At 70.3% G+C, this 23,419-nt stretch carries 21 protein-coding genes; 3 read left to right on the forward strand and 18 right to left on the reverse strand.

The features are described from left to right. Positions 1-102: 102 nt before the first annotated feature. Positions 103-786 carry a glycoside hydrolase family 75 protein gene (locus ABZ070_RS14195; RefSeq protein WP_356633442.1) on the reverse strand — a complete coding sequence of 228 codons (684 nt, stop codon included), beginning with the start codon at positions 784-786 and terminating at the stop codon, positions 103-105. Between the two features lie 216 nt (positions 787-1,002). Next, positions 1,003-2,814: a gamma-glutamyltransferase gene (ggt, locus tag ABZ070_RS14200; RefSeq protein ID WP_356633444.1), complete on the reverse strand. Its 1,812-nt coding sequence runs from the start codon at positions 2,812-2,814 to the stop codon at positions 1,003-1,005. A 104-nt stretch (positions 2,815-2,918) separates the two neighbouring features. On the opposite strand from ggt, the gene ABZ070_RS14205 reads away from it, so the two are divergent. Then, entirely contained in the window at positions 2,919-3,662 is a 744-nt protein-coding gene (locus ABZ070_RS14205) for a hypothetical protein (protein WP_356633446.1), read from the forward strand. 11 nt (positions 3,663-3,673) lie between these two features. Here ABZ070_RS14205 and ABZ070_RS14210 read toward each other — a convergent pair whose 3' ends face one another. Further along, complete coding sequence (locus ABZ070_RS14210; protein ID WP_356633448.1) at positions 3,674-4,897, reverse strand: cytochrome P450; 1,224 nt, start codon at positions 4,895-4,897, stop codon at positions 3,674-3,676. Continuing rightward, the gene (locus tag ABZ070_RS14215) at positions 4,894-5,685 is read right to left on the reverse strand and encodes an alpha/beta hydrolase (protein ID WP_356633450.1); all 792 of its coding nucleotides are present in this window, start codon (positions 5,683-5,685) and stop codon (positions 4,894-4,896) included. The genes ABZ070_RS14210 and ABZ070_RS14215 overlap by 4 nt, the downstream gene beginning before the upstream one ends. 277 nt (positions 5,686-5,962) lie before the next feature. Between ABZ070_RS14215 and ABZ070_RS14220 the strand changes: the two genes are divergently transcribed. After that, complete coding sequence (locus ABZ070_RS14220; protein ID WP_356633452.1) at positions 5,963-7,564, forward strand: alpha/beta fold hydrolase; 1,602 nt, start codon at positions 5,963-5,965, stop codon at positions 7,562-7,564. A 130-nt stretch (positions 7,565-7,694) separates the two neighbouring features. Here the strand turns inward: ABZ070_RS14220 and ABZ070_RS14225 are convergent, their stop codons facing one another. The 13 genes from ABZ070_RS14225 to ABZ070_RS14285 form a co-directional block, all read right to left on the reverse strand. Then, complete coding sequence (locus tag ABZ070_RS14225) at positions 7,695-8,438, reverse strand: amino acid ABC transporter ATP-binding protein (protein ID WP_356633454.1); 744 nt, start codon at positions 8,436-8,438, stop codon at positions 7,695-7,697. A gap of 152 nt (positions 8,439-8,590) precedes the next feature. Continuing rightward, positions 8,591-9,040 (reverse strand): DUF6278 family protein, encoded by a 450-nt coding sequence (locus ABZ070_RS14230; protein WP_356633456.1) that lies wholly within the window; start codon positions 9,038-9,040, stop codon positions 8,591-8,593. A gap of 58 nt (positions 9,041-9,098) precedes the next feature. After that, the gene (locus tag ABZ070_RS14235; RefSeq protein WP_356633458.1) at positions 9,099-9,878 is read right to left on the reverse strand and encodes an exodeoxyribonuclease III; all 780 of its coding nucleotides are present in this window, start codon (positions 9,876-9,878) and stop codon (positions 9,099-9,101) included. Positions 9,879-9,928: 50 nt separating this feature from the next. Further along, complete coding sequence (locus ABZ070_RS14240; protein ID WP_356633460.1) at positions 9,929-10,561, reverse strand: MBL fold metallo-hydrolase; 633 nt, start codon at positions 10,559-10,561, stop codon at positions 9,929-9,931. Positions 10,562-10,574: 13 nt separating this feature from the next. Next, complete coding sequence (pcaC, locus tag ABZ070_RS14245) at positions 10,575-11,870, reverse strand: 4-carboxymuconolactone decarboxylase (protein ID WP_356633462.1); 1,296 nt, start codon at positions 11,868-11,870, stop codon at positions 10,575-10,577. 126 nt (positions 11,871-11,996) lie between these two features. After that, the gene (locus ABZ070_RS14250) at positions 11,997-13,916 is read right to left on the reverse strand and encodes an ABC transporter ATP-binding protein (RefSeq protein ID WP_356633464.1); all 1,920 of its coding nucleotides are present in this window, start codon (positions 13,914-13,916) and stop codon (positions 11,997-11,999) included. A gap of 257 nt (positions 13,917-14,173) precedes the next feature. Next, positions 14,174-14,752: a hypothetical protein gene (locus ABZ070_RS14255; RefSeq protein WP_356633466.1), complete on the reverse strand. Its 579-nt coding sequence runs from the start codon at positions 14,750-14,752 to the stop codon at positions 14,174-14,176. Beyond that, positions 14,749-15,915 (reverse strand): ROK family glucokinase, encoded by a 1,167-nt coding sequence (locus ABZ070_RS14260; protein ID WP_356633468.1) that lies wholly within the window; start codon positions 15,913-15,915, stop codon positions 14,749-14,751. Before ABZ070_RS14260 ends, ABZ070_RS14255 begins: the two co-directional genes overlap by 4 nt. 101 nt (positions 15,916-16,016) lie before the next feature. Then, on the reverse strand, positions 16,017-16,844 hold the full coding sequence (locus tag ABZ070_RS14265; RefSeq protein ID WP_356633470.1) for an ATP-binding cassette domain-containing protein: 828 nt from the start codon (positions 16,842-16,844) through the stop codon (positions 16,017-16,019). Next, positions 16,845-17,906, reverse strand: a complete 1,062-nt coding sequence (locus ABZ070_RS14270) for an ABC transporter permease (RefSeq protein WP_356633472.1) — start codon at positions 17,904-17,906, stop codon at positions 16,845-16,847. It lies immediately after the preceding gene. Next, on the reverse strand, positions 17,903-18,916 hold the full coding sequence (locus ABZ070_RS14275) for a sugar ABC transporter substrate-binding protein (protein WP_356633474.1): 1,014 nt from the start codon (positions 18,914-18,916) through the stop codon (positions 17,903-17,905). Before ABZ070_RS14275 ends, ABZ070_RS14270 begins: the two co-directional genes overlap by 4 nt. Before the next feature lie 163 nt (positions 18,917-19,079). Then, a complete protein-coding gene (locus ABZ070_RS14280) occupies positions 19,080-20,078 on the reverse strand; it encodes a sugar ABC transporter substrate-binding protein (RefSeq protein WP_356633476.1) in 999 nt (332 codons plus the stop codon). Positions 20,079-20,230: 152 nt separating this feature from the next. Further along, positions 20,231-20,950: a GntR family transcriptional regulator gene (locus tag ABZ070_RS14285; protein WP_356633509.1), complete on the reverse strand. Its 720-nt coding sequence runs from the start codon at positions 20,948-20,950 to the stop codon at positions 20,231-20,233. 156 nt (positions 20,951-21,106) lie between these two features. Here ABZ070_RS14285 and ABZ070_RS14290 point away from each other — a divergent pair, with 156 nt between their 5' ends. Further along, a complete protein-coding gene (locus tag ABZ070_RS14290; protein ID WP_356633478.1) occupies positions 21,107-22,111 on the forward strand; it encodes a Gfo/Idh/MocA family oxidoreductase in 1,005 nt (334 codons plus the stop codon). A 39-nt stretch (positions 22,112-22,150) separates the two neighbouring features. Here the strand turns inward: ABZ070_RS14290 and ABZ070_RS14295 are convergent, their stop codons facing one another. Then, positions 22,151-23,356 carry a cytochrome P450 gene (locus tag ABZ070_RS14295; RefSeq protein WP_356633480.1) on the reverse strand — a complete coding sequence of 402 codons (1,206 nt, stop codon included), beginning with the start codon at positions 23,354-23,356 and terminating at the stop codon, positions 22,151-22,153. Between the last annotated feature and the right edge of the window lie 63 nt (positions 23,357-23,419).

The following is a 23,419-nucleotide window of genomic DNA, read 5'->3' on the forward strand; positions in this document are numbered from 1 at the left end:
CCGCACCCCCCCGGCTTTCTCGCCCCCCCCGGCGCCCGCCCCCCCCCCCACACCCCCGCGCTCGGGCGGGTGTCTGCGCCGGCGCCCCCGCCCCCCCCCCGCTCAGTCTCCGTACACGAATCGCTCGGCCAGGTCCTCGCCGAGCGATTCGGCGGCGGACCGGCTCTCGATCGGCGAGACCCGGGAGTTCTTGAACACGATGTACGTGACGCCCGAGGGAACGCCGCCCGTCGCGGGGTCCGGGTCGATTCCGAGCGCCTTCGCCGCGCCGTACGACGCCTCACCGATGATCCCTTCCGGGCCGGTGTCCCCCACGACCGCGTACTGCAGCCTGCCCTTGTAGATGATCGCCGCGAGCGAGCCGCCGCGGATGCCGGACCTCCGGTAGTCCCAGGTCGAGCTCGGCATCGGTACGACGATGAAGGGCAGCTTCTCCGAGTTCAGGTACCGGCCGTCGGACTGGGTGAAGGACGTCGTCGGCAGGAACGACGGATCGGTGTCCTCATTGCAGCGGGCGGTGCGCCGGCCGTCGCAGTCGATGTCCATGTCGGCCTTCCAGGACACCGCGGAGCCGTGGTCGCAGACGGGTATGTTCTCCCGCTTGCCGCTGTCGGTGCTGTACTTGCCGTCGGATATCTGGTCGCAGCGTCCGAGCGCGTCCAGCAGGTCGTCGGCGTCGACACCGTAGCCCGCGGCGCGGTAGTCGTCCGGTGCGGGCGGCGGGGGCACCGCCCCGGCGTACGCGGCTGCGGGCAGTGCCGTCGTTCCGAGCACAACTGTGCTCATGGCAAGGGCGAGAGTGAAGTTTCGTATGTGCACGGGGAAGCCTTTCTGTCGAAAGCCTTCCTACCTCCGCGGACACCGACCGGCCCGAATCAAAGCGCCGTTCGGGTGACATTGCGCGCGGACGCGCGTTCGAGTATGTGTCTCTCGGAGTGCCTGATGCCGGTCACCGGGCGGACTGCCCGGCGACCGGCATCGGAGCGCCTCCGCCGGCCGCGCTCAGCGGGAGGGCCGCACCACCATCGCGGAGCCGCCGCCGCGCCGCTTCTTCTCCGCCGCCGCGAGCCAGCGCCCGTCCGGAAGCCGCTGGACGCCGGTGGCCGCACCGATCTCCGGGTTCAGCCGGAAGGAGTGCCCGATGGCCTCCAGCCGCTTTCGCAGCAGGCTGTCGTTCCACAACTCCGGCTCCAGCTCCGTCGTCGGCTGGTTGCGCTGGCTCGCCCTGGGGGCGGCGATCGCGTCCTCGAGCCGCTGGCCCCGGTCGAGATGGCCCGTCAGTGTCTGGAGCACCGTTGTGATGATGGTCGCGCCGCCGGGTGATCCGAGCGCCAGCACGGGACGGCCGTGGTGGTCCAGCACGATCGTCGGCGAGATGGAGGAACGCGGCCGCTTGCCGGGGCCCGGCAGGTTCGGGTCGTGGACGGCCGGGTCGGCCGGCGCGAACGAGAAGTCCGTCAGCTCGTTGTTGAGCAGGAAACCGCGTCCCGGGACGGTGATGCCGCTGCCGCCCGTCTGCTCGATGGTCAGCGTGTAGGCGACGACGTTGCCCCACTTGTCGGCGGTCGTCAGATGGGTGGTGTTCTCGCCCTCGTACGTCGTCGGGGCGGCCCGGCCCGTGGCCTCGCACGGTGCGGGCCGGCGCGGGTCGCCGGGTGCGAGCGGGCTCGCGAGCACCGCGTCGTCCTGGATCAGGCACTCGCGGGAATCGGCGAACCTCTGCGACAGCAGCCCCCGGACCGGCACGTCCTCGAACGCCGGGTCGCCGACCCACCGCCCGCGGTCGGCGAACGCGATACGGCTCGCCTCGATCAGCCGGTGCAGATACCGCTCCTTCGAGACCTTCGACAGATCGGTGCGCTCCAGGATGTCGAGCGCCTCACCGACACTGGTGCCGCCGGAGGACGACGGCGCCATGCCGTACACGTTCAGGCCGCGGTACGACACCTTCGTCGGTGTGCGGCGCACGGTTTTGTACGTCGCGAGGTCCCGCTCCGTCAGGTCGCCCGGCCGCACCACCCGCGCGGCGCCCGCGGCCACCGGCGGGTTGCGCACCGTGCGGACGATGTCCTCGGCGAGGCCGCCCTCGTAGAGCGCGCCGACGCCCTCGCGGCCGAGTTCCTTGTAGGTGCGGGCCAGGTCCGGGTTCCGGATGACCGAGCCGACGACCGGGAGCCGGCCGCCGGGCAGGAACAGCTCCGCGGAGTCGGGGAAGTCACGGAAGCGCGCCTCGTTGGCCGCGGTCTGCGAGCGGAAGGTCTCGTCGACGGTGAAGCCGTGCTTCGCCAGCCGCTCGGCGGGCTTGAGCAGTTCTCCGAGCTGCCTGCTGCCCCATGCGTCGAGCGCGGCGTCCCAGGTTGCGGGCGTGCCCGGTGTGCCGACGCCGAGGCCGCTGGTCACGGCCTCCGCGAACGGGACGGGGCGGCCGTTCTCCAGGAAGAGGGAGGCGTCGGCCGAGCGCGGCGCACTCTCGCGGCCGTCGATGGTGTGCACGGCGCGGGTCCTGGCGTCGTAGTGGACGAAGTAGCCGCCACCGCCGATGCCCGCCGAGTACGGCTCCGTCACACCGAGCGCCGCGGCGGTGGCCACCGCCGCGTCCACCGCGTTGCCTCCGTTGCGCAGCACCTCGATGCCGGCGGCGGAGGCGTCCGGGTCGACGCTCGCGACCGCTCCGCCGTGGCCCACGGCGACGGGCGACTTGGCGGGGGGCGAGGTGGGCGGGGAGTGATGCGCGGGCGGGGCTGCCGCACCGATGGTGACGACAGTCGCGGCAAGGGCCACGAGTGATGTTTTCCGTGCGGCGGAGCGACGCATTCGTACCTCCAGTCAGCCGGTGTCGACGCAGCGTAACTTTCCGCGGAGCCTACGGACAGGACCGGCTCGAACAGCGGTGCGCAGCACCGCTAACATGCGCGCCCATGACTGACGACGTACGCAACATCGTGCTCGGGGTGGTGGCAGCAGGGATCAGTGCCGCACTCGGCTGGCTCGCCCGCACCTACTTGTGGCGGCGCCGACTGCGGCGCAAGCAGGCGTTCTTCGGGCTGCCACCGAACTCCGAGTCGCTGCTCGTCGTCAACCGCGAGGCGGGGCGCGACGGTTCGGTGCACCGCTTCGACGTCTTCGCGCTGCTGGAGCTGGCCGCGCTCATCAAGGACTGCGGGGCGAAGGCCCAGATCGTCTGGCACGACACGGCGCAGCAGGGCTTCGGTGAGCGCACCGAGTTCTGCGTGGGCGGGCCGGGGTCGAATCGCCGCATGTCGGCGCATCTGCAGAGCATGCTGCCGGGCGTGAAGGTGAACCTCGATGCCGAACCGGGGCCGGATCAGATCTCGTTCCAGATCGGCTCCGAGCGGTACCGCATGGAGCCGGGTTCGTCCGAGTACGTGCTGTTGGCACGGCTGACCGCCGGGCAGGAGTCGCGGCCGGTGTTCCTCTTCTGCGGCCAGCGCGCCATAACCAACCAGGCGGCCGGCCGCTATCTGGCCCGCCACCATGTGAAGCTCGCCCGCAAGCACGGCAACAGCTCCTTCTGTCTGCTGCTCAAGGTGATCAACTCGCAGGCGTACGGCCCCGATGTGGTCGAACTGGTCGCCGATGTGACGCGGGCCGCGCAGGCACCCGTCCCGGCGGCCCGCACCTCCCACCGGGCGGCGAGCTGACCCGCCCAGCCTCATCCGGTGGTCAGCGGCAGTGACTTGATCCCGTTGATGAAGTTGGACACCAGTCGGCGGTGCGGCGCCGCCTGCCGGTACGGCGGGAGCACCTCCAGTGCCTCCTCGTGGAGCACCCGCAGCTGAAGGCGGGCGAAGTGCGCGCCCAGACAGACGTGCGGGCCGTCACCGAACGACACGTGCGGGTTGGGGCTGCGGGTCAGGTCGAGGCGGTGCGGCTCGTCGAAGACCCGCTCGTCGTGGTTGGCGGAGGCATGGAGGACGACGACCTTGTCGCCGGCCCGGATCTGCTGTCCGGCCAGCAGGGTGTCCTTCGTCGCGGTCCGGCGGAAGCTGAGGACCGGCGGGTGGTGGCGCAGGAGTTCCTCGACGGCGGTGCCGGGGTCCGCCTCGCCCGCTCGCAGTCTGCGCTGCTCCGACGGGTGCTCCGCGAGGGCGAGGAAGCCGCCGGGGGCGGCGCTGCGGACGGTGTCGTTGCCGGCGACGGTGAGCAGGAAGAAGAACATCTCCAGTTCGGCGTCGCGGAGTTCACCTGTGGCCAGCGAGGTCATGACGTCGTCGGTGGGGTGCCGGCGTTTGTGCGCCGCGAGCTGCTGGGCGTAGTCGAACATTTCCTGGAGCATGGCCGGTGAGCGCGGGTTGACGGGCCTGCCGTCGGGCCCGAGGACGGGCGGCTCGTCGGGGTCCTGGTAGGCGATCACCCGTTCCGTCCACTCGAGCAGCAGCCCACGGTCGCTTGTCGGGACGCCGAGGAGGTCGGCCAGGTTGAGCAGCGCGTAGTCGTCGGTGACGGTGTGGACCAGATCGAAGGTGTCCCCCGACTGCCGGGCTGCGTCGAGGAGTTGGCGGGCACGGGTGCGGGCGGACGCGGTGAAGCGGTCGACGCGGCCGGGGGTGAACGCCCGGCTGACCAGGCGCCGCAGCCTGCCGTGGTCCGGAGGGTCCTGGTTGAGCATCATGCGCCGGATGAAGGGCAGGTCGGCCGGGTCGGGGTCGCGGATCTGGGTGGCCCCGAGGTGCGACGAGAAGGTGGTGGCGTCCTTGAGGACGCGGACGACGTCCGCGTGCCGGGTGACCGCCCAGAAGCCGGGCCCCGGCGGCCAGCCGAGGACTTCGTACTCCTCCTGCCAGGCCACCGGGTGGTGGTCGCGCAGCTCGCGGTAGGACGCGTGCGGCACTCCTGCGGCATGGATCCGCGGGTCGAAGACATCGGGCACCGTCATGCCGGAAGATCTTGCCCGCTCTCGTCGGCCCGCAGGAAGTCCTCGATCGTGCGGATGAGTTGCAGCGGGGTCTCGTCCATCGCGTAGTGGCCGGCGCAGGGCAGTTCGACGAGCGCCGCTCCGGTGTAGTGGCGCAGCCAGGTCTCGTGCAAAAAGTCCGCGGTGAACACCGGGTCGAGCGCCCCGGTCACGGCGAGCGCCGGGAGGGTGGCGCCGGCCACCTCGGGGTGGAAGTCGTCGCCCGCCCAGGAGTCGAGCCAGGCGCGCAGCGCCGTGGCGTCGCTTCGGGCCAGGGAGCGTTCGACCATGCGGTCCAGCCAGGCGTCGGGCCGGACGGAACCGGTGGTGAAATCGATGATCGCCCGGCGGCTCGCGGGCTTTCCCGCCGCGGAGGTGAACAGCTCCCACTGTTCCGGGGGCATCTTCCAACCGGAGGCGGGCACGGGTGAGATGCCGACGATCCGGCGCACCCGCTCCGGCGCGGCGGCCAGCACACGCTGCACGACCGAGCCGCCCATCGAGTGGCCGACGAGGGAGAACGTCTCCCAGCCCAGCCGGTCGGCGAGTCCGATCAGGTCGGCGGCGCCCTCGGAGGTCGTGTACGCGCCCTGCGCGTCCCGCGCCTCGCCGTAGCCGCGCAGATCGGGGAGAGCGTAGGTGAAGGCCTGCCGGTCGATGTCCGGGAGGAGGCTGTCGTAGGCGGAGCGGTCGGCGAACCAGCCGTGGACGGCGAGCACGCCGTGCGGGCCGGAACCGTGCAGGGAGTGGGGCAGCGGGAAGGGAGCCACGGCGTCTCCGTTCAGCGGCTCGTGCGGAACACCACAACAGTGCTGGTCCGCGGCCGTCCGGGCAAGGCCCCGGACGGCGTATCGGGCCGGGCGCTTTCCGGCCACCGCCACGGCACGCTCGGCGGCGGCGCCTCGGGCGCGCTTCTCGGCGCGCAGCCCGCTGACACGACGTCCAATAATTGTTACGCTGGCGTAACTTACTGGGGAGTTACCTCCGGTAGCTCCTCCCCGTTACCTTCGGGTCACTTCGTAGGGACAGATGAGTCAGGAGTGACCTGTGGGACTTTCTCGCACGGCTCTGCGCACCACTGCCATCGGTACGGTCTCCGCCGCGCTGCTCGCCGGTTCCGCCACCACCGCGGCCCCCGCCGCCCCTGCGGCCGCCCCCGCCCTCGCCCAGCAGGACAGCGCCACCGCCCCGGGCCTGCGATTCGTCGACATCGCGGGCGACGGAGGAACGGTGCTCAAGGCCAACGTCACCACGCCCGCGGACTGGGACGGCCGGCAGACCTATCCCGTCATCGTGCTCCCCACCAGCTGGGCGATGCCGCAGGTCGAGTACCTCGCCCAGGCGAGGAAGCTCGCCGACTCGGGCTATGTCGTAGTGAGTTACAACTCCCGCGGCTTCTGGCAGTCCGGCGGCGAGATCGAGACCGCCGGGCCCCCGGACATCGCCGACGCGTCCAAGGTGATCGACTGGGCGCTGGTCAACACACCGGCCGATCCGGACAGAGTCGGCATGGCGGGTGTCTCCTACGGCGCGGGCATCAGCCTGCTCGCCTCCGCGAAGGACAAGCGCATCAAGGCCGTCGTCGCGCTCAGCGGCTGGGCCGACCTCATCGACTCCATTTACAGTGGCCGCACCCAGCACCTCCAGGCCGCCGCCCTGCTCAGCGGCGCCGGTTATCTCACCGGCCGCCCCAGCGACGAGCTCCAGCAGATCATGTCCGACTTCCTGACCTCCAACCTGGCCAAGGAGCAGGACATGATCGAGTGGGGACGCAAGCGCTCCCCCGCCACCTACCTCGACGAGATCAACGCCAACGGCGCCGCGATCATGCTGGGCAACGCGTGGGGCGACTCGCTCTTCCCGCCCAACCAGTACGCCGACTTCTACGAGCGGCTCAGCGTCCCCAAGCGCCTCGAGTTCCGCCCGGGCGACCACGCCACCGCGGAGGCCACCGGCCTGCTCGGCCTGCCCAACGACACGTGGACCAGTGCCCACCGCTGGTTCGACCATCACCTCAAGGGCGTGGACAACGGAGTCGACCGCGAGCAGCCCGTGCGTATCAAGACCCGCTCCACCGGCGCGTACGAGACCTATGCCGACTGGAAGTCGGTGGGCGCCGACCGGCGCAAGATCGAGCTGGGCGGCTCGCCGCGGATCCGCGCCAACGTCGACTCCGGGGCGAACGGCGGGGTCATCTTCCTGTCCAGCATGCTCGACCAGTTCGTCAAGCTGCCGCCCATGGCGTCCATCCCGCTGCTGCCGCGCTCGTACGCCGCCGTTTGGCAGTCGCCGCGCTACCGCAGCACCCAGCAGGTCCGGGGCACGGCACAGCTGCACACCACGGTGACGAGCACCAAGGAGAGCGGCACCCTCGTCGCCTACCTCTACGACGTGGGCCCGCTCGGCCTCGGCAAGCTGGTCGCAAGCGCGCCGTACACCTTCCACGACAAGACGCCCGGCCGGCCGTTCACCGTCGACCTGGAGTTGTTCTCCACCGCCTACGACGTACCGGCCGGCCACCGTCTGGCCGTGGTCGTCGACACCGTCGACCCGCTCTACATCGAGCACAACCCGACCGGCGCGCAGCTGACCTTCTCCTCACCCGCGGCCGACCCCTCGTATCTGTCGGTCCCGCTGCGCCAGGAGTGATCACCGGCTGCTGCCGGCTGGGTCCCCTGCCTCATCCAGGGGAGAAGGTGGTGCTCCATGAACCACTGCCTCGTTCCGCTCTCGCCTGTCGGGGCATGGGGATCCCACGGCAGTCAGTGCTTGAGGGCAGTCAGTGCTTGAGGATCTTGGAGAGGAAGTCCTTGGCGCGGTCGGTCCGAGGATCGGTGAAGAAGGCCTCGGGCGTGCGGTCCTCGATGATGCGGCCGTCGGCCATGAAGACGACGCGGTTGGCGGCGGAGCGGGCGAAGCCCATCTCGTGGGTGACCACGACCATGGTCATTCCCTCCTGGGCGAGTTGCTGCATCACCTCCAGCACCTCGTTGATCATCTCGGGGTCGAGGGCAGAGGTCGGCTCGTCGAAGAGCATGACCTTGGGGTCCATGGCCAGGGCGCGGGCGATGGCCACGCGCTGCTGCTGGCCGCCGGAGAGCTGGGCGGGGAACTTGTCCGCCTGATCGGCGAGACCGACGCGCTCGAGCAGTTCACGGGAGCGGCGTTCGGCGTCTTCCTTCCCCCGCCCGCGGACCTTGACGGGACCGAGGGAGACGTTCGCCAGCACGGTCTTGTGCGCGAAGAGATTGAAGGACTGGAAGACCATACCGACGTCGGCGCGGAGCTTCGCGAGGGCCTTGCCCTCCTCCGGGAGCGGCTGACCGTCGATGGTGATGTGGCCCGACTCGATGGTCTCGAGTCTGTTGATGGCCCGGCACAGCGTCGACTTTCCCGAGCCGGACGGTCCGATGACCACGACCACCTCCCCCCGGCCGACGGTGAGGTTGACGTCCCGGAGAACGTGTAACTGCCCGAAGTACTTGTTGACATCACGCAGCTCGATCAACGGATCGACGGCCATACGCTGCCCTACCCACTCTCAGCTGTGTGTCGAGGTCAGCGCAAACTATCCAGCGCGGCAAGGGACTTCACACCCGACACGCATAAGTAGGGCATAAGCCGTATTAATATAGAACCTCATGAACCAGGTAACCGCGCGGCCTTGTGGGAGCGTCAGGCTTCCGCCGCCTCGCCGTAGACCTGCGACAGCTGGGGGGCACCGTTGAACGCCCATTCCACCCCCGCCTCGACCACGCTGATCTCACGGCCGGAGGCGAGCCGCACCACCGGATGACCGCCCGGCCAGATGTGCCAGGCCGCACCGGGCACCGTGCGGACGATCACGGTGCCGAGGTAGAGACCCGCGTCGTTCCCCAGCCACGGCAGCTCCTCCGGATCGTCGCGCCAGCGCGGCGGCAGCTGATCCAGCGCCGCCAACGAGCTGGGTGAGTCGTCCAGTTCGAGCCCGGACTGCCCGGCGCGGGCGCGCAGGAGCTCACATTCGGACAGCAGCTCGGTGATCGCCGCCGCACGCTCCGGATCATGTTCGGCGGCGGCCGACTCGCCCTTGTCCCGTTCATCGCTGTGGCGCCCCAGCCAGTGGTCCAAGAAAGGGATGTTCATACTGCAAAGAGTCGCATCCCGGCGCCCGAGCGCACCACTGGGCGCGCGTCAACCAACCTCACGTGTCCAGATCGACAACAACCGGTGCGTGGTCCGACGCGCCCTTGCCCTTGCGCTCCTCGCGGTCGACATAGCTGTCCTTGACGGCCTTCGCGAAGGGCTCGTTGCCGTAGACCAGGTCGATCCGCATGCCGCGGTTCTTGGGGAAGCAGAGCTGTCGGTAGTCCCAGTACGTGAACGGGTGCTCGTACTTCAGCGGGCGCGGCACGACATCGGACAGGCCCCGCTTGCGCAGCGCCTCCAGAGCCGCCCGCTCCGGCGGCGTCACATGGGTCATCCCCTCGAAGAAGGACGGGTCCCACACGTCGTCGTCGGTCGGGGCGATGTTGAAGTCGCCGAGCACGGCGAACGGACGACCGCCCGCGGCGTCGTCGGTCACCGCGACGGACAGGGCTTCCAGCCAGCGCAGCTTGTAGCCGTAGTGGTCATGGGCGACCTCCCGGCCGTTCGGCACGTAGACCGACCAGACGCGGGCCGGGCCGCAGGTCGCGGAGATCGCCCGCGGCTCCTGCAGGCCCTCGTAGTCAGGGGCGCCGGGCAGACCGCGGACGACGTCGTCCAGGCCGACCCGGGAGATCAGCGCCACGCCGTTCCACCTGCCGGTGGCGTGCACCGCGGACTCGTAGCCGAGCTCGCGCAGCTCGTCGGCGGGGAACTGCTCCTCGGTGCACTTGGTCTCCTGGACGCACAGCACGTCGGTGCCGCTGCTCTCCAGCCAGGCCAGCAGCCGGGGCAGCCGGGCGGTGATCGAGTTGACGTTCCACGTGGCGATACGCATGGCTCACAGCCTAACGGCGGGGTACGACAGTCACCCGGCCCGCCGCGTCCTCACACGTCGCGCGACTCCCCCGGGACCAGCCGACCGTGCTCCGCGCCGCCGAGTCCGCCGATCTGCCGGTCGTAGATCGGCCGGGCGAGGTCCGTGAGCAGGGCGTCGTGGACATCGATGGCCCGCCGCGGCCGCACCTCGCGCACGTAGTCGATGACCTCGGCGATCTTGTTCCACGGAGCGTGCACGGGCAGCATCAGTGTGTCCACGGGGTGGTCGGGGACGGTGAGCGCGTCGCCGGGGTGGAAGACGGAGCCGTCCACGAGGAAGCCGACATTGGTGATCCGCGGAATGTCCGGGTGGATCACGGCGTGGAGCTCGCCGTGCACCTGCACCTCGAAGCCGGCCGCGGTGAACGAGTCACCGTGGCCCACCGTGTGCACGCGGCCGGGAAACGCCGCGGAGAGCTGGTCCGCGACGCTGCGCAGCGTCCACAGCGCGGCCGCCGGATTGGTCTCTAGCGCCGCCCGCAGCCGGCCCTCGTCGAAATGGTCGGGGTGCTCATGGGTCACGAGGAGCACGTCGGCGCCCGCGGCGGCGTCCTGCTCGCTGAAGCCGCCCGGGTCGACGACCAGCCGCCGTCCGTCCTTCTCCAACTGAACGCAGGCATGGGTCTTCTTGGTGAGCCTCATGCCACCCATCCTGCTATGCCCGGGGCGTCGTCTCCTCCTGAATCACGGCCTGCGCGACCTTGAACGCGGAGTTCGCCGCCGGAACGCCGCAGTACACGGCCGTGTGGATCAGTACCTCGCGGATCTCCGCGGGAGTCAGTCCGTTGCGCAGCGCGGCCCTGGTGTGGAAGGCCAGCTCGTCCAGGTGTCCGCCGGCGACCAGAGCCGTCAGCGTCACGCAGCTGCGGGTGCGTCGGTCGAGGCCCTCGCGGGTCCAGACCTCACCCCAGGCGTAACGGGTGAGCAGCTCCTGGAAGTCCCCGGTGAAGTCGTCCTCGCCGGCCATGACCGCGTCGACATGCGCGTCGCCGAGCACCTCGCGGCGCACCTTCATGCCGGCCTGGTACGGGTCGGCCCTGCCGGTGTGCGCCTGCGGCTGCTCGGGAGGGGCGGGGGCGATCTCCGCCACCGGGGCGACGGGCGCGGAGACGACGGGCGCGGGCGGGGCGGGAAAGGCCGTGAGGGTGTCGTGCCAGGCGGTGGCGAAGTGGTGGGCGAGCAGATCCGTGACGGCGGCGGGCTGCTCGACCGGGGCGAGATGGGAGGCGCCGGGCACGAGCGCGAGCCGGGCGTCCGGTATGCCCGCGACCAGCGTCCGGGCCTCGGCGGGGCCGGTGACCTGGTCCTCGGAGCCCACCAGGACGAGCGTGGGGACGCCGACCCGGCCGAGTTCGGCGCGGACGTCGAAGGCCGCGAGCGCCTCACAGGCGGCGATGTAGCAGCCGGGGTCGGTGGTGCGGACCATCTGGACGGCCCATTCGACGATCGCCGGCTGGGCGGCGGCGAACGCCTGGGTGAACCAGCGCTCGGGGGCGCTGCGGGCGATCGGATCCAGGCCGTTCGTACGGACGACCACGCCGCGTTGGCGGAACTCGTCGGCCGTGCCGAACCGCGGAGAGGCGGCCACCAGCGCCAGCGTCGCCACGCGATGCGGATGGCGCAGCGCCAGCTCGATGCCGACAGCGCCGCCGATCGAGCAGCCCGCGAAGCCGAACCGCTGCACACCCAGTTGGTCCAGGGTGGCGAGCAGCCGCTCGGCGAGGTCGGTGACGGAGGTGGCGGGGTGCGCGGGCGCGCCGCCGTGGCCGGGCAGGTCGAACCGGATCACCCGCCAGCGCTCGGACAGCTCGGCGATCTGCCGGTCCCACATGTGCCAGGTGGTACCCAGTGAGGGACCCAGGATCAGGGCCGGAGCGTCTTCTGGCCCGTCAAGGCGGTATTGCAGGGTTTTCGGTGGTGTCTCACTCACGCCCCAGACCCTCTCACGCATCACGGACGCCCCCATGACCGGGGTTCGGTGAGAAGTGCGGCCGTTCCTCGATGTCCGGGTACGTCAACCAGGGCGCATATCAGCGTGACGCCGCCTGCGGTCTCGGATGTCCGGGCACGATCTCGGTCACGTGGACCCGGTGGTCGTACGCGCGTGCGACGACGTCCTGTGGTGTCCGTCCGGAGCCGGGTCGGCCGGTCCGGGCAGCCCGCTGGGAACGGCTCCTGGGACCGGGCGTCCGGGGGCCGACTCGGTGCTCTCGCCGAGGAAGCCGCCCGACTGGTGCTGCCACAGCTTGGCGTAGGCACCGTTCGCCGCGAGCAGCTCCTCGTGGGTGCCCTGCTCGACGACGCTTCCGCGGTCGAGGACGACGAGACGGTCCATGCCGGCGACGGTGCTCAGACGGTGGGCGACCACGAGAGCCGTACGTCCGTCCATCAACCGCCACAGAGCGTCCTGGACGAGGAGCTCGCTCTCCGAGTCCAGCGCGCTGGTCGCCTCGTCGAGCAGCAGGACCGGGGCGTCGCGCAGGATGGCCCTGGCGAGGGCGACGCGCTGGCGCTGGCCGCCCGAGAGTTTCACTCCCCGCTCCCCCACCAGGGTGGCGAAGCCGTCGGGGAGTTGGTCGGCGAACTCCGTGACGTGCGCGGCCGCGGCCGCCGCGTGAATCTCTTCGTCGGTGGCGCCGGGCCGGGCGAAGGCGATGTTGTCCCGCAAGCTGCGGTGGAACATGGCAGGTTCCTGCGGGACGTAGGCGATCAGTGAGCGCAGGTCGGTCTGGCGCAGCCGGCTGATGTCCTGACCACCGATCAGGATGCGTCCGTCGTCGATGTCCGACATCCGCAGCAGGAGCCGGGTGAGTGTGGTCTTGCCGCCGCCGGACCTGCCGACCAGACCGATCCGTGCGCCTGCGGGCACGTCCAGGTCGAGTCCCTGGAAGATCGGCTTCGCACCCGCGTGGGCGAAGGTCACCGCCTCGAAGTGGATGCCGGTGTCCCGCGGTGCGAGCGGTTCGGGTTCCGTCGGGTCGAGCACGGTGGGCGGATCCAGCAGCAGCTCCGTGAACTGCGCGGCCTCGGTCATCGCGCTCTCCAGCCTCCGGTAGATCTGGTTGAACTCGAACATGATCTGGGTCGCGTTGGAGTAGTAGGTGAAGGCGACGACGACCTCCTCCACTCCCTGACCCGAGCCACCGAAGGAGATGGCGACCAGCAGCCCCAGCACGTTGGTCAGCACGGACATGGGGGCGATCAGGGTGTCGACGCGCAGATTGCCGTAGTCCCAGGACCTCAGCGTGAGGCGCCGGGAGTCCGCGACACGGCTGCGGTGTTCGTCGGCCTCCCGCCGCTCGGCCGCGAACGCCCGGATGGTCTCCATGTTCATGAGGCTGTCGGCGACGTGGCCGGAGACCCGGGCGATCGCCGCCTCCCGGTCGTTGACGAGCCTCTGCCGGCGACGGATCAGAGGTGTCGCGGCCACCACGGTCACCACGATCATCACAAGAAGGCCGGCGACGAGCATCGGTTCGTAGCTCCACAGCACCACGGCACCGAACACCAGGGGGACGAGACTGCCCACGATCCGGTACGTCACCGTGTCGACGAAGTCCTCGAAGCGCTTGCCGAAGCTCAGCACCCGTTTGGTCAGGGAGCCGGCGAAGTTGTCGTGGAAGAATGCCGCGTCCTTGGCGAGGAGTTCATCCATGCCGCTCACGTACAGGTGTTCCATGCCGAGGGCGTCCACGCGGTTCAGGCAGTGCTGCCCGACCCGCCACACGGCCTCGGCGAGCAGCAGCGTCACGCCGAAGCCCAGCACGTACGGCAGCGCCGAGCTGAGGGTGAGACCGCCGTCGTCGGCAGCCTGTCCTGCCAGTTTGGCGATCAGCAGGGGGGCGACGTAGCGGATGCCGATGTTGCCCACGGCCGGCAGCAGCAGCGCGGGCAGGGCCAGCCGTCGTAGTCGCAGCAGTTCCCGGCCGTAGCGGCGCAGCGCCAGAACGACCGCGCTCCTGCCCGGCGTCGGCCCTCGCCCATCTTTTGTCCCCATCACACTCCCCGAGGTTCGGAAGTCGGAAGTGTCCCGTCGGGGAGGCCCTCGGTCCAGGCATTTACCGCGGACCGGCGAGAACCGGACACCGCTGCGTTCAGCGTACGCAGCGGACGTATCCGGCGGTGGGCTTACGGTATTCGGTGCAGCCGTCGTCGTGGTTCAGGGCCCAGCGCACGGCGGGCTCGGGGTCGGGGGCGGGCGCAGCGACTGTCCGTCTGCTGTGCGGGGCGGGCGTACGCGGCCCCGAGCGAGACTTACGGGTTCGCGGTGGAGACGACGTAGACCCAGGGCTTGTCCGGTTCGGTCAGATCGACCGTGATGTCCTGGCTCGGCCTCGGGTCCTTCTGCGTGCGCACGGTGCCCGCCCACGCCCGGCCCTCGAGACCGAAGTTCCAGCCCACCACCCCGGCGTCGCGGTCGCTGATGGTGACCTTGCCGTCCTCGAGCGCGGCCCGGCTCGTCCCCACGCCCTCGAGGAACGTGTCCAGCCCCTTCCCGGAGGTGCGGAACTGCACGTACAGGCGGCTGGTCTTCCAGTTGCTGGTCTCGTAGTAGGCGACCCGCCAGGCGTCCTCGGGGATGGGCACCTCGAAGATGCGGCGCTTCATCAGGGAGGGCCAGAAGTCGCGCAGCCCGTCCGCGGCGGACTCCGCCTGCTTGTCCCGGCCGCTGGCGCGGCTCTGCTCGGCGGAGATCACCCCGTAGCCGGCCGGGATGCCGATGAGCAGCACGATGACGATCGCGGTGATCCAGCGGCGCACGATCATGTGCCGCCGGCCCTCGGGGGCCGGGGGCGGGGTCGGCGTGGTCTGGCGGGTGGTCAGCGTGGTCATGAGGGCGGTTCCTGGGTGAGGCGTGCGGAGCTCGGATTGCGCAGGGCCTGGGCGTAGCGCTCGTAGCGTTCGTGGCGTTCCACCCGGCGGCGGTTGGCGCGGCGGAAGCGGCGGGCGACGAGCCGGGCGAGGTCGGCCGCGCCGACCATACCGGCTTCCGGGCCGAGCTGGGCCTTGGCGATGCGCGCCTCGGGACGGTAGCCGCGGCCGGTCAGATGGCGCCGGAAGGCATCTCTGGCGGGGCCGATCAGCAGGTCGTCGGCGGCGCTGACGCCGCCTCCGATCACGAAGCAGGACGGGTCGAGGGCGGCGGCGAGGTTGGCGATGCCGACGCCGAGCCACTGGCCGATGTCCTGGAACAGCTCGATGCACATCGCGTCGCCCTCGCGGGCGAGTTCGGTGATCAGCGGTCCGGTGATGTCGCGGACGTTGCCGCCGACCCGGTCGATGATGTTGTACGCGACCGGGGAGTCCGCGGCGGCCAGCTCGCGGGCCTCACGGACCAGGGCGTTGCCGGAGCTGTACTGCTCCCAGCAGCCGCGGTTGCCGCAGGGGCAGCGGTGGCCGCCGGGCACGACCTGCATATGGCCGAACTCGCCGGCGACGCCGAACTTGCCCCGCTTGACCTGGCCGTCCTCGAGGATCGCGCCGCCGATACCGGTGCCCAGCGTGATCATCACGATGTGGTCCTCGCCGCGCCCGGCGCCGAAGCGCCATTCCGCCCAGGCGGCGGTGTTGGCGTCGTTGTCGACCAGGACCGGCACCGCGAGACGGGCGGAGAGCGCGTCGCGCAGGGGCTCGTTGCGCCAGGCGAGGTGCGGGGCGAAAAGGACCTTCGAGCGGTCGGCGTCGACCCAGCCGGCCGCGCCGATGCCCACCGCGTGCACATCGTGGCGGTCGGAGAGGTCGAGGACCAGCTCGCAGATGGTGTCCTCGACGACCTTCGGGCTCTTGGACTTGTCCGGGGTCTCGGTACGGATCTTCTCCAGGATGATCCCGTCGGCGTCGACGACGCCCGCCATCACCTTGGTGCCGCCGATGTCGATGCCGACGGTGGGTACCCGCGGCGCGCTGAGGTGCGAGCGCCGCTCCCGCGTGCCGACGGTCCGAAGGACGGTCGCGCGTGCGGTGCCTCGGTTCGTGAAGTCGCGGTACGTACTCAAGTCGTCCCTGCGGGTCGTGGTTGCCGGTCCGGATCCCGGGGCGGGTGGGGTCCGCCTCCTCGATGCTAGTAGGCGGCGCCCCCTGTCCCTGACGCGTACACCTAGTCGGCGGGCCGTTCCTTGTCGACGGGATGGCCGCCGAGGTGGGTCGGTGCGGGTGCGCGCTCGAGCTCGTGACGCAGGTCCTCGAGCTCGCTGCCGCCCGCCATCTGCCTGGTGAGCTCGTCGAGTGTGACGGATCCCTTGGTGTGGCTCGCCGCCATGACGCCGCGCTTCAGCAGCACGAAACGGTCCCCGACCAGATAGGCGTGATGCGGGTTGTGGGTGATGAGCACCACGCCGAGACCTGCGTCCCGTGCCGCGGCCACGTACTTCAGCACCACGCCGGACTGCTTCACTCCGAGTGCGGCGGTCGGCTCGTCGAGCACCAGCACCTTGGCGCCGAAGTACACGGCCCGTGCGATCGCCACGCACTGGCGCTCCCCGCCGGACAGGGTCCCGATGGGCTGGTCGACGTCGCGCAGGTCGATTCCCATCCGCAGCAGCTCCGCGCGGGTCGTCTCACGCATGGTCTCCACGTCGAGCCGCTTGAAGGGGCCTTTGCCCTTGGTGGGCTCGGAGCCGAGGAAGAAGTTGCGCCACACCGGCATCAGCGGGACGACGGCGAGGTCCTGGTAGACGGTGGCGATGCCCCGGTCCAGCGCCTCGCGGGGTCCGGAGAGAAAGGTCTCCTCGCCCTCGATGCGCAGCGTGCCCGCGTCGTGCCGGTGCAGCCCGGAGATGATTTTGATCAGGGTCGACTTGCCGGCGCCGTTGTCGCCGAGGACGCAGGTGATCTCACCGGCGTGCGCCTCGAGCGAGACACCTTCGAGGGCCCGGATGTTGCCGTAGTACTTACTGACGTCTTCGAGCTCGACAAGGGCACTCATTTAGGTGGTCGCCTCCGCACGCTTGCGTACCCATGCGTTGAGCAGGGTGGCCAGGAGGAGCATCGCTCCGAGGAAGAACTTGAACCAGTCCGGGTTCCACTCCGCGTAGACGATGCCCTTGCTGGTCATGCCGAAGATCAGGGCGCCGACCGCGGAGCCGATCGCGGAGCCGTAGCCGCCGGTGATCAGACAGCCGCCGATGACCGCCGCGATGATGTACGTCAGCTCGTTGCCGACGCCCTCGCCGGACTGCACCACGTCGAACGAGAACAGCAGATGCTGCCCGGACACCCAGGCGGCGAAGGCGACGCTCATGTACAGGAAGATCTTGGTCCTGTTGACGGGGACGCCGACCGCGCGGGCCGCGTCCGCGCCGCCGCCCACCGCGAAGATCCAGTTGCCGAACCTGGTGCGCAGCAGGATCCAGGTGGCGAGCGCGATCAGCACGAACCACCACACGATGGTCGCCTTGATCGTCGTGCCGCCGACGGCGAACTCGGCGAAGACCTTCCTGGCGGAGGTGAAGCCCTCCATGTCACCGATGGACTTGGTGGAGACCGTGCCGCTGATCAGCTTGGTGAGGCCGAGATTGAGGCCCGTGAGCATCAGGAACGTACCGAGCGTGATGATGAAGCTGGGCAGTTTCGTACGGGTCAGCATGAAGCCGTTGAACGCGCCGAGCCCGAGGGTGACCAGCAGCGACACCATCGCGCCGACCCAGACGTTGGCCGTCATCTGGTAGCTGAACATCGAGGAGATCAGCGCCGAGCTGGTCACCATCACACCGGCGGACAGGTCGAACTCGCCGCCGATCATCAGCAGCGCCACCGGCACCGCCATGATGCCGAGGGTGGAGGCCGCGTACAGGACGGTCGCAAGGCTTGACGTCTGGAGGAAGGCGTCCGCGAAGACCGAGAAGAAGACGAAGACAGCCAGAGCGCCGACGACGGAGCCGAGCTCGGGCCGGCCCATCAGCTTGCGCAGCGGCGAGGTGCGCAGCAGCCGCTCGTCGGGGATCTCCGGCGCCTTGCCGGGTGTGGCAGGTGGTGCGGTCTGGCTCATCGGGTCCCCCGCTCCGTGTATTCCTCGAGTTCGGCGGCGTCCTTCTTGGTGATGATCTGGGGTCCGGTCAGTACGGGCCGCCCGCCGCCGAGGACGTCGGCGTTGTACTTGTACAGCCACAGCAGGTCCACGGCCTGGTAGCCCTGGAGGTAGGGCTGCTGGTCCACGGCGAAGCCGAGCGCGCCCTCCTGCAGTGCCCCGGCGACCTTGGCGTTGAGGTCGAAGGTGTCGATCTCGGCCTTCGACTCCGCGGTCTTCTTGGCCTGGACGGCTGCGTCGGCGAACGGCGCGCCGAGGGTGACGACGGAGTCGATGGACCGGTCGGCCTGGAGCTTCGCCTCGATGGACGCCTGGACGTCGGGCATGTTGGTGCCGTCGACGTACAGGTTCTGCATCTCGCCGCCGAAGGTCTTCTTCGCTCCGGCGCAGCGCTGCTCGTGGCCGACGTTGCCCTGCTCGTGCAGGACACACAGCGCCTTCTTCTTGCCGCGTGCGTCGAGCTCCTCGCCGACCGCCTCGCCGGCGATCGTCTCGTCCTGGCCGATGTGGGTGAGGGCGCCGAAGGCCTTGGACTGCTCGGAGCCGGAGTTCACCGTGATCACGGGGATGCCGGCCTTGCGGGCCTTGGCGACGGCCGCCTTCATGGCGTCGGGCTTCGCGAGGGTGACGATCAGCCCGTCGACCTTCTTGGAGATGTAGGAGTCGACGAGCTGGGCCTGCTGCTGCCCCTCGTCGCTGTGGGCGTAGAGGAGGTTGATGTTGTCCTTGGCCGCGGCCTGCTTGGCGCCGTTCTGGACGATGTCCCAGAAGGTGTCGCCGTCGCCGGAGTGGGTGACCATGGCGAAGGTCCAGCGGGGGGTGTTCACCGCGGCCTTGCCGGCCGCGGCCTGTGCCTTGCGGGCGTCCTCGGCGCGCTTGCCGCCTGTGCTGCTGCATCCCACGAGGGATGCTCCGAGTACCGCCGCCAGCACCGCGCCGAGCGCGCGTACCCCTGTCCTTGCCCTTGCCACGACGTGGTGCCCTTCTTGCCGTACTCGCTGTGCTGCCTGGTGCGGCCGGCCCCGGAGGCTGCCCGGTCCGGCCGCCCAAGTATCGGACATGGCTGGTGGCGGGGTCGGCAGCGGGGGCGGCCCGGCCGCCCGGGGGCCAGCCGGGCGCCCGTCGAAGGACGCGTCATCGTGTTCCGTCGGCCGTGAGCTTCTCCAGCGCGGGGACGTCCTTCTCGGTGACCAGCGCCGGACCGGTGAGGATCGGCTTTCCGCCGCCGATGACGTTGCCGTTGACCTTGTTGAGCCACAGCTCGTCGACGGCGAGATAGCCCTGGAGGTAGGGCTGCTGGTCGACGGCGAAGGCGATCTCCTTGGCCTTGAGCCGCGCGACCACTTCGGCGTTGAGGTCGAAGGTGCTGATCTGCGCCGCCGAACCCGCGCCCTCCTTTGCCTTCACCGACGCGGCGGCGAAGGGGGCGCCGAGCGTGACCACGGCGTCGATGTCCTTGGTGCCCTGCAGCTTCGCCTCGACGGACGAGGTGGTGGCGGGCATGTTGGTGCCCTCGACGTTGAGGTTCTCCACCGTGCCCTCGAAGGTCTTCTTCACGCCGGCGCAGCGCGCTTCGAGGGAAACGTTGCCCTGCTCGTGGATGACGCAGAGGGCTTTCTTCTTCACCTGCTCGTTGAGCTCCTCGCCGACGGCCTCGCCGGCGACCGACTCGTCCTGGCCGATGTGACTGAGGGCGCCGAGTTCCTTGGAGAACTCGGCTCCGGAGTTGATGGTGACGACGGGGACACCGGCCGCGACGGCCTTCTTGACGACGTCGGCCATCGCTTCCGGCTTGGCGAGGGTGACGACGATGCCGTCGACCTTCTGGTCGATGTACGTCTGGACAAGCTGCGCCTGCTCCTTGCCCTCCGGGCTTGCCGCGTAGAGAAAGTCGACGTTGTCCTTGCGGGCGGCGACCTTGGCACCGCTCTGGACGATGTCCCAGAAGGTGTCGCCCTGGCCGGAGTGCGTCACCATGGCGATCTTCATACGGGGCGTCTTCGCGGCCTCGCCGGCCGCGCCGTCCCCGGACGACTTCTCCTTGGCGTCCTTGCCGCCGGAACTGCTGCATCCGGCGACGACGACCAGGGCACATGCGGCGAGCAGGGCTGCTGCCGTGCGGGTGGTTCGCATGGTGGGTCCGCCTTCTCTCCCGGCCGCCCGGTTGCGGCTGGGTGCGTTTCTACGGCGGCCCCGCGGGCCCGTCAAGACTTTGTCCGAACATTCTTACGCGGTGCGCCGGTGCCCCGTCCGCGTCCGTCCGTTTCCGTCCCCGTCCGTCCCTGTCAGGGGCGGACGAGCAGCTGGAACTCGAAGGCGTAGCGCGAGGCACGGTAGACGTGGGAGCCGAACTCCACGGCGCGGCCCGTGTCGTCGAAAGTGGCGCGCTCCATCGTCAGCAGCGGCGCTCCGTCCGGCTCGCCCAGCAGCTCGGCCTCCGCCGCCGTCGCGGCGCGGGCGCCGACGGACTGGCGGGCGCTGTGAAGGGTGATGCCCGCGGCGCGCATCATCCGGTAGAGGCCGGTGGCCTCGAGCCGCTCGGTGTCGCAGTCCAGCAGGCCCGCGGGCAGATGGTTGCGCAGCCGGGCCATCGGCTTGCCGTGGGCATACCGCAGCCGTTCGATCAGCCGGACGTCGCTGCCCTCCGGCACACCGAGCGCGGCGGCGACCTCGGCGCTCGCGGGTTCGACGTTGTTGCGGAGCACGACCGTAGCGGGCCGCTGGCCGGCCGCCTCCAGGTCGTCGTAGAGGCTGCTGAGCTCCAGCGGGCGCCTGACCTGGCTGTGCACGACCTGGGTACCGACGCCGCGGCGGCGCACCAGCAGCCCCTTGTCGACCAGCAGCTGGATGGCCTGGCGGACGGTCGGCCGGGACAGACCGAGGCGGCCCGCCAGCTCTATCTCGTTGCCGAGCAGGCTGCCCGGGGTGAGACTCCCCCGCTCGATGGCCGATTCCAGCTGCTGCGAGAGCTGGAAATAGAGCGGGACCGGGCTGGTCCGGTCCACGCTCAACTGGAGCGACAGGGACGGTGCCGTCTCGTGTCTGGGCTGCTTGGGCACGTGGGGGAGCGTAGTCGCACGCCATGTTGACGGGAAGTCGTGAGGTTCGATTGTCAGGACAAAGTCTTGACAGCGCGGCGGCCCCGCCGCCACCTTTGGGCCATGCGCATCGGACTCATCGGGACGGGACGTATCGGCAGCTTTCACGCGGGCGTGCTCAGCCGCCATCGTGAGGTGGGTTCACTGGTCGTGGCGGACACCGATGCGGCCCGGGCCGCGGCCGTGGCAGACCGTTGCGGGGCCACCGCCGCCCCCAGTGCGAACGAGATCTTCACCTGGGGCGTGGACGCGGTGGTGATCGCCTCCGCGACCGCCGCGCACGCCGAACTGATCGCGCGCGCTGCGCGCGCCGGGCTTCCGGCGTTCTGCGAGAAGCCGATCGCCCTGGACCTGCCGGGCACGCTCCAGGCGCTTCATGCGGTCGAGCAGGCGGGCACCGAGCTTCAGCTGGGCTTCATGCGCCGCTTCGACGCCGGGTACACGGCGGCCCGCGAACGGGTCCGCTCCGGCCGGCTCGGCCGGCTGCACACCGTACGGGCGATCACCTCCGACCCGGCGCCGCCGCCCGCCGCGTATCTGCCGCTGTCCGGCGGACTGTACCGGGACTGCCTGGTCCACGACTTCGACATCCTGCGGTGGGTCACCGGCCGCGAGATCACCGAGGTGTACGCGACCGGCTCCGACGCGGGCCACGCCATGTTCCGCGAGGCGGGAGACGTCGACACGGCCGCCGCCCTGCTCACACTCGACGACGGGACGCTGGCCACGGCGACCGCGACCCGCTGCAACGGCGCGGGCTACGACGTGCGGATGGAGCTGGCCGGCGAGCTGGACCAGGTGGCGGTCGGGCTCGACGACCGTACGCCCATCAGCTCCACCGAGCCGCACGGCCTGCCGCCCGTCGACAAGCCGTGGCCGGGCTTCCTCGAACGGTTCGCGCCGGCGTACGAAGCGGAACTGGACGCCTTCGTCCGCCTGGTCCTCGGCGAGGCGGAGAATCCGTGCGACGGGCGCGAGGCGCTGACCGCGCTGCGGGTCGCGGAGGCCTGCGAGCGCTCCCGCAGGGAGCACAGGCCGGTCGGCCTGGACGAGATCCCGGCCCAATGACGCTCCGGGCCCACCCACCCGTCGCCTCCGCGCGGCTCGTCACCACCGCACCGGCAGTCGCTCCGGCCCCCGGATGAGCATGCCGGTCCGCCACGCCAGTGCGGCCGGATGGGCGTCCAGCGCGAGGTCCGGGCACCGCTCCAGGAGCGTACGGATGGCGATACGCGCTTCCAGGCGGGCCAGCGGCGCGCCCAGGCAGTAGTGGATGCCGTGACCGAAGGCCAGATGCCCTCGGGTGTCCCTGCGGATGTCGAAGCGGTCCGGCGCGGGGAAGCGGGCCGGATCGCGGTCGGCGTCGGCTATCGCGACCAGCACCAGCTGTCCGCCGCCCGGGACGGTGGTGCCGCCGATCCGGTACGGCGTCGTGGTGAAACGGTACGTCGGGGTCTCCACGGGGCCGTCGTAGCGGAGCATCTCCTCCACCGCACCGTCCATCAGCGAGAAGTCGGAGCGCAGGGCCGCGAGTTGGCCGGGGTGGGTGAGCAGGGCGAGTACGCCGTTGGCGATGAGGTTGACGGTGGTCTCGTGTCCGGCGACCAGCAGCAGCCAGGCCATGCCGAGCAGTTCGTCGCCGGTGAGCCGGTCGCCGCTGTCGTCGCTGTCGTCGCCGGACCCGTGGATCAGCGCGCTCATCAGGTCGTCACCGGGCTGTTCCCGCTTCTCGGCCAACAGCTCGATCAGGTACTGGGTCAACCGGCCGCCGGCCTCCTCCCGTGCTGCGCGGTCGGTCGACGCGAGGGCGGTGTTGGACCAGGTACGGAAGGAGTCCTGCGCCAGGAACGGCACGCCGAGCAGCTCGCAGATGACGGAGATCGGCAGCGGGAACGCCAGCGCGTCGACCAGATCCGTCCGGCCGGCGGGGAGCATCCCGTCCAGCAGTTCGTCGGTGATCTGCTGGACGCGGGGGGCGAGTTGCTCGACGCGCCGCATGGTGAACTCGCGGGCGACGAGCTTGCGCAGCCGGGAGTGCAGCGGCGGGTCGGCGCTGAGCATGGTGATGCCCGAGGAGAGCTGTGCGATGCCGAGCTCAGGCGAGACGTTGCGCCACTCCTTCGACAGCGAGTTGTCGGCCAGTGCGGCTCTTCCCGCTTCATGGCCGACGACCAGCCATGCGTTGTGCCCTTCGGGCATCCGTACGTGGTGCACGGGGCCCCGGGCGCGTAACTCGGCGTAGACGGGATAAGGGTCGCGGGTGAAGTTTTCACCGAGCGCGGCGAGATCCACCAGGGCGGCTTCGGTCGTCACGTCGTCTTCCTCTCGGTCGTCTGCCTCTTGGTTGTCTGCCCTTGTTCTTCTACCTCTTGGTCG

The organism is Streptomyces sp. NPDC006283, from assembly GCF_040613325.1.
Lineage (GTDB): Bacteria > Actinomycetota > Actinomycetes > Streptomycetales > Streptomycetaceae > Streptomyces.